Origin of the sequence: Nonomuraea sp. NPDC049784 (assembly GCF_040659615.1) — a bacterium.
Taxonomy (GTDB): Bacteria; Actinomycetota; Actinomycetes; order Streptosporangiales; family Streptosporangiaceae; genus Nonomuraea.
In genome coordinates, this window is sequence record NZ_JBFAMX010000735.1 from 1 (window position 1) to 4495 (window position 4495).

The 4495-nt window shown below is 68.5% G+C and carries 4 protein-coding genes and 1 pseudogene; 3 read left to right on the forward strand and 2 right to left on the reverse strand.

Annotated elements, in window-relative coordinates; genetic code table 11:
• Positions 1 to 309 precede the first annotated feature (309 nt).
• The gene (gene glgC, locus AB0J09_RS57170) at positions 310 to 1545 is read left to right on the forward strand and encodes a glucose-1-phosphate adenylyltransferase (RefSeq protein ID WP_360711235.1); all 1236 of its coding nucleotides are present in this window, start codon (positions 310 to 312) and stop codon (positions 1543 to 1545) included.
• Positions 1546 to 1695: 150 nt separating this feature from the next.
• Here the strand turns inward: glgC and AB0J09_RS57175 are convergent, their stop codons facing one another.
• Positions 1696 to 2091, reverse strand: coding sequence for a hypothetical protein (locus tag AB0J09_RS57175; RefSeq protein WP_360711237.1), 396 nt, complete (start codon positions 2089 to 2091; stop codon positions 1696 to 1698).
• Positions 2092 to 2243: 152 nt separating this feature from the next.
• Here AB0J09_RS57175 and AB0J09_RS57180 point away from each other — a divergent pair, with 152 nt between their 5' ends.
• Both AB0J09_RS57180 and AB0J09_RS57185 read left to right on the forward strand, forming a co-directional pair.
• A complete protein-coding gene (locus AB0J09_RS57180) occupies positions 2244 to 2699 on the forward strand; it encodes a nuclear transport factor 2 family protein (protein WP_360711239.1) in 456 nt (151 codons plus the stop codon).
• An 81-nt stretch (positions 2700 to 2780) separates the two neighbouring features.
• Positions 2781 to 4259, forward strand: coding sequence for an Nramp family divalent metal transporter (locus AB0J09_RS57185; protein ID WP_360711242.1), 1479 nt, complete (start codon positions 2781 to 2783; stop codon positions 4257 to 4259).
• Here AB0J09_RS57185 and AB0J09_RS57190 read toward each other — a convergent pair.
• A pseudogene (locus AB0J09_RS57190) lies at positions 4231 to 4495 on the reverse strand (esterase); the annotation flags it as partial. The gene AB0J09_RS57185 and the pseudogene AB0J09_RS57190 overlap by 29 nt on opposite strands.

The window sequence follows — 4495 nt, forward strand, 5'->3', positions numbered from 1 at the left end:
CCGAGACGCCCGGCTCGGCGCGATCGGCTCCGAAGCAGCGCACGCGCACGTCGGCCAGCTTCCGCAGCTCCCTGGCCAGGTATTCCATGTGCACCCCGGCCCCGCCATAGACCTCGGGCGGGTACTCCCGGCTGAGCAGATCAACACGCATGACACGACCTTATTGGGGGCTGTGTCCCCCGGACCACATCGACAAGCCGAAGATCAGGAGCTCCCGATCGTGCATTGCACAACAAATCTGGACACGAAGGAAGTTCTCCATGCCGGGTTTCGTCGATAGATCGGCCATTTGAGGGTAGCGTCCTGGACATGAAGTCCCGGAGGGTGCTCGCGGTCGTGCTGGCAGGTGGAGAGGGCAAGAGGCTCATGCCGCTCACGGCGGATCGGGCGAAACCGGCTGTGCCGTTCGGGGGGATATACCGGCTCGTCGATTTCGTGCTGTCGAACCTGGCGAACGGCGGCTTCCTGAAGATCGTCGTTCTGACGCAGTACAAGAACCACAGCCTGGACCGGCACGTCTCGCGCACCTGGCGGCTGTCGGCGATGCTGGGCAACTACGTGACCCCGGTGCCCGCGCAGCAGCGGCTCGGGCCGCGGTGGTTCTCGGGTTCGGCGGACGCCCTGTTCCAGAACCTCAACCTGATCTACGACGAGATGCCCGAGCACGTGATCGTGTTCGGGGCCGACCACATCTACCGGATGGATCCCCGGCAGATGGTCGAGCAGCACGAAGACTCGGGCGCGGACGTGACGGTGGCGGCGATCAGGCAGCCGCTGTCGCTGGCCGACCAGTTCGGGGTGATCGAGACCGATCCTGAGGGGCGCAGGATCGTGGCGTTCAGGGAGAAGCCGAAGGACGCGGTGGGGCTGGCGGACTCGCCCGACGAGGTGTTCGCGTCGATGGGCAATTACGTGTTCAAGACGCAGTCGATGATCGACGCGCTGCGGGAGGACGCCCTCGACCCCACCAGCAAGCACGATCTGGGCGGCAACATCATCCCGATGCTCGTCAAGTCGGGCGGGGCCGACGTGTACGACTTCGCCAACAACATCGTGCCCGGGTCCAGCGAGCGTGACCGCGGCTACTGGCGCGACGTGGGGACGCTCGACGCCTACTACGAGGCCCACATGGACCTCATCTCGGCGCATCCCATCTTCAACCTCTACAACGACAAGTGGCCGATCTTCACGGGCCACGACCCGCTGCCTCCGGCCAAGTTCGTGCACAACGAGGGCGACCGGGTGGGGCGGGCGATCGACTCGCTGGTCTCGCCCGGCGTGATCGTCTCCGGCGGCACGGCGATCAGGTCGATCCTGTCGCCCAAGGTCGTGCTCCACTCGCACTCGCTGGTGGAGGACTCCGTGCTGATGGAGAACGTCAAGGTCGGCCGGGGCGCCGTCGTCCGGAAGGCGATCATCGACAAGAACGTCGTGATCCCCGACGGGGCGCGGATCGGGTTCGACCTCGAGTACGACCGCACCCGGTTCGCGCTGACCCGGGGCGGGGTCGTCGTGATCGGCAAGAACGAGATCGTCGACCGCTAGCGGCCGCGTACGTCCTGGCGTGCTCGGGGCGTACCGCCTCGTCCGGCGGCGGTAGCCGGGACGGGCTGCATGCGTGACATGAGCCCGGGGAACGCCGTAGCGCGCCCCGGGCTCACGCCGGACTAACCGCCGGTGGCGGACGGGACGGGCTTAGCCGCCGTCATCCCAGGCGCTGCCGGCACTCCACGCAGGGCTGCCCCACCGGCTGACCCAGCTGCGCTGCCAGGGCCAGCGGTAGAGATGGATCTGGGCCGGGGCGCTTTCGATGGTGACGTACGGTTCGCTGCCCCGGCCGGCGCGGTACCAGTCGTCGTTGCGTTCCTCGTCGTACGGGATGGCGTCGTAGGTGATCGGGCGGCTCGTGCTGGTGAGGTCGGCGCAGGCTTCGGCGTCGACGCCGAAGTCGCCGGCCCACAGCGGGTGCGATACGTCGGCTTCGCTCAGCTCGCAGGGACCGGCCTCGGCGGCGCCGGCCGGGCCGGCCAGGCCGAAGAGCGCGGCACCGGTGATCAGCACACCGCCTGCTGCTAGGAGCTTACCTTTCATGATCCCCCCTGTAACCATGAAGTGACGACATCACTACTGTAAGTAGCGATGTCCGTAACGCCGGTAACGGCGCGCCCGGTTCCCGGGTATAGCCATCGGCTATGACCTCAGGTCTTGGACCCTCCGGGCTCCGGGCCCGCATCATCGGCACCATGACCACGCGATGCCCCGTTCACCGCCCGCTGGCGGCGGCGCTGACCGTCTGGGCGCTGCTGGCGAGCGCCTGCGGCACCCACCCGGCGCCGACCGCGCCGACGACCGCTTCCGCGCCGGCCACCGGCTCGCCGGCGGACGTCGTCCAGGCGGCGCAGGCCTACGTCGACGCCGTGAACGCCCGCGACCTGGACGCCCTGGTCACCGCCTTCGCGCCGGACGCCGAGATCGTCGACGTCACCCGCGGAATCCGCGGGCACGACGCCATCCGCGCCTGGGCGGACAACGAGGTGATCGGCGGCACGCTGCGCGTCGTCTCGATCGTGGAGCGGCGGGCGGACGGCCAGAAGCTCCTGGTCCACTGGGCTCCGGAGGGGTCGGACGGGTGGCGGGCGCACTACGACTTCACGGTCGCCGGCGGCCGCATCGTCAGGGCCGACCTGCAGTACGCCTGAGCTGTATTCCGCATTCTGTATGGAAATTGGGCCTTGAAGCCGCCGGGGTTGAGGATCACGCTGGCGGCAGGAGGCAGTGAGATGTCGCACCCACTCGGAGTCAGCCGACCGGATCTCGAAGTCACCGACCTGCCCACGCCGGAAGAGGTCTTCAAGGTCTCCAAGATCGGCACCAAGGAACTGTTCAAGTACGCCATAGGTCCGAGCCTGATCGCGCTCGGCATCTCGATCGGTAGCGGCGAGTGGCTGCTCGGGCCCCTGAACGTGGGGCAGTACGGGTTCGTCGGCGTCGGCTGGGTGATCGTGGTGTCGGCGCTGCTCCAGACGTTCTACAACGTGGAGTGCTCGAGGTACGTCCTCGCGACCGGGGAGACGCCGGTGGTCGGCTGGGGACGGGTGCCGCCGGGGTGGCCCCTCTGGGTGCCGCTGTCCGTGCTCATCGTGATCTTCGCGTTCGTCGCGGGCGGGTGGGCCGCGTCGGCTGGTCAGGGCGTCTACGCGCTGGTCCACGGCGTACCGCCGGCGGCCGACGACCTCGAGCCGCGCTGGTGGGCCGTCGCCCTGCTGGTGCTGGTGTTCCTCATCACCGCGGGCGCCAAGCGCGTCAGCCGCGCGCTCGAACTGGCCAACTGGGTGATGGTCGGCACCATCCTGATCGCCCTGCTGGCCGTCGACCTGCTCGTGGTGCCGTTCAGCCAGTGGTGGGAGGGCATCCGCGGGTTCCTCACCCCGGCCGCCCCGCCCGCCGGGATCACGGCGACCCAGCTCGGCGCCCTGGCCGGGTTCACCGCGTTAGCCTCGGGCCTGAACTGGTACGTCATGGGCCACTACCGCGACAAGGGCTACGGCATGGGCCACCGTGTCGGCTACATCTCGGGCCTGCGCGGCGAGCGGCGCGAGATCCTGGCCAGCGGCGTCACCTTCCCCGACGACGAGCGCAACCGGAGCCTGTGGCGCAGGTGGTACCGGCTGCTGCTGATCGACATGTGGGGCGTGTTCTTCGTCGGCGCCATCCTCGGCATGCTGCTGCCCACGATCCTCATGGCGCAGGCCGTCACGATGGCCGGCGAGAAGCCGACGCGGGCGAACGTGCCGACGTTCGTGGCGAGCGTGCTCGGTGACCACTACGGGCAGGTGAGCTTCTACGTCGCGCTCGTGGTCGGCGTGCTGATCCTCTTCTCCACGCAGCTCGGCATCTTCGAGGCGATGGTACGCGTGACGACCGACGCGGCGAACGCCAGCAGCCCGCGCCTGCGCGCCCTGATCGAAGGGGACCCGCGGCGGTTCTACTACCCGTTCATGATCCTGCTGCTGGTCGCCATCTCGATCATCATCTTCCAGTCGCTGCCGGTCGGGCTGGTGGAGTGGTCGGCCAACATGTCGAACCTGGGCGCGTTGATCTATCCGTTCCTGCTCATGTATCTGAACAGCAAGCTGCCGCGCCCGGCCCGCCCGCGCTCGTGGCACTACGTCATCCTCGTGCTCAACTTCCTCTTTTTCGGGTTCTTCTTCGTGAACTTCATCGCGGACTTCATCGGAGATCCGCTGGTGACGTTCTGACCAGGAAGACGTCGCCGTTGCCCGGCGCGGCGCCGCCCTTCGGGGTGCCGTAGGTCAGGCCGCTGATCGCCACCTCTCCTGACGGGGTCGCGGTGGCGTACAGGTTGGGCTCGGCGAACGGGTCCACGGCGTCGTCCCTGGCGGTGCCGAGCTGGGCGGCGGCGAGCTGCCGGCCCTTGCCGTCCAGGCGGAGCGTCAGGACGTCGGCGCCGCCCGCCTGGACGCTCACCCGGCCT

Coding starts and splice junctions, on each gene's coding strand:
- glgC (WP_360711235.1), top strand. CDS start 310: ATGAAGTCCCGGAGGGTGCTCGCGGTCGTGCTGGCAGGTGGAGAGGGC.
- AB0J09_RS57175 (WP_360711237.1), bottom strand. CDS start 2,091: ATGAAAGGTAAGCTCCTAGCAGCAGGCGGTGTGCTGATCACCGGTGCC.
- AB0J09_RS57180 (WP_360711239.1), top strand. CDS start 2,244: ATGACCACGCGATGCCCCGTTCACCGCCCGCTGGCGGCGGCGCTGACC.
- AB0J09_RS57185 (WP_360711242.1), top strand. CDS start 2,781: ATGTCGCACCCACTCGGAGTCAGCCGACCGGATCTCGAAGTCACCGAC.